General features: G+C 62.8%; 1 pseudogene. It reads right to left on the reverse strand.

The window, feature by feature from the left end:
• Positions 1-39: 39 nt before the first annotated feature.
• A pseudogene (locus AB0J58_RS45060) lies at positions 40-1,205 on the reverse strand (IS3 family transposase).
• Between the last annotated feature and the right edge of the window lie 68 nt (positions 1,206-1,273).

Consider the following 1,273-nt stretch of genomic DNA (forward strand, 5'->3'; position numbering starts at 1 on the left):
TGAGCTTCCCCCCATAGCCCGGACACCGGCGGTGTGTCATCAGGCTCCAGGGTCCGGCGGCTGGTGACGCCGCTCGTACTCGTTGGGGCTGAGCATTCCGATACCGGAATGCCGCCTATAGGGGTTGTACCAGCACTCGATCCATTCAAACACCGCGTTGGCGAGTTCTGCTCTTGTTGCCCATTTCTTGGTGTCGAGCAGTTCGAGTTGCATCGTCCCCCAGAACGATTCCATCATCGCGTTGTCAAAACAATCACCGACCGTTCCCATCGAGCCCATCAATCCGGCCTTTCGGAGTCGCTGCCCGAACGCCCAGGACGTGAACTGACAGCCGTGATCGGAATGAAGAATGGTTGACCCACCCTCCGGAGTACGACGGGTGACGGCCATGGAAAGCGCGTTGACGACCAGCTCCGTCGTCTGGCGTTCCGCCATCGACCAGCCGATGATCCGGCGTGAATAGGCGTCCATAACCGCCGCGCAATACAGTTTCCCCTCGCTCGTGGGATGCTCGGTGATATCGGTCAGCCAGAGCCGGTCGGGGGCTGCGACGGTGAACGCCTGGCCGACGAGGTCGTCTTCGGTCGCGACGTTGACCGGGTTGCGGCGGCCTCGCCGCCGATAGGCGCCCCGCAGCCCGGCGCGGCGCATGAGCCGCTCGACACGCTTGCGGTTCACCGCCAGACCCAGGCCGAGCGTCAACTCGGCGTGCACGCGTGGCGAGCCGTAGCTACCGCGGGACTCGACATGGATCTCGCGGATGATTTTCGTGAGTTCGGTATTCTCCTGTTCCCTGGCGGATGCTGGCCGGCCGAGCCAATCGTGGTATCCCGAGCGCGACACCTTCAGCACTCGGCAGGCCACCGCGATAGGGATATCGTCGTCGGCGAGTTCACGGACCAGCGAGTACGCTATTTTGGGAGAACGTTCTCACGCGCGAAATACGCGGCTGCGCGTTTGAGGATCTCGTTTTCCAGCTCCAGCTGTTTGTTCTTGCGTCGCAGCTCGGCGATTTCGGCTTTCTCGGCCGTCGTAAGCCGACCCGACGTTTGCCCTTCCTGGTCGGCGTCGGCCTGGGCCAGCCAGTTTTGCAAGCAGGAGCGGCTGATTCCCAGTTCCTTGGCCAGAGTGATGATCGGTTTGTCACCGAGTCGGGCCAGCGCGACGGCGCGCTCACGAAACTCAGGCGAGTGAGGTGCAGGCACGAGTCTCTTCCTTCCCAGCCGACGCAAGTCGACTCAGACGAGGTGTCCGTCCTGCGGGGGGAACCTCA

Origin of the sequence: Streptosporangium sp. NPDC049644 (assembly GCF_040675205.1) — a bacterium.
GTDB classification, from domain to species: Bacteria; Actinomycetota; Actinomycetes; order Streptosporangiales; family Streptosporangiaceae; genus Streptosporangium; species Streptosporangium fukuiense.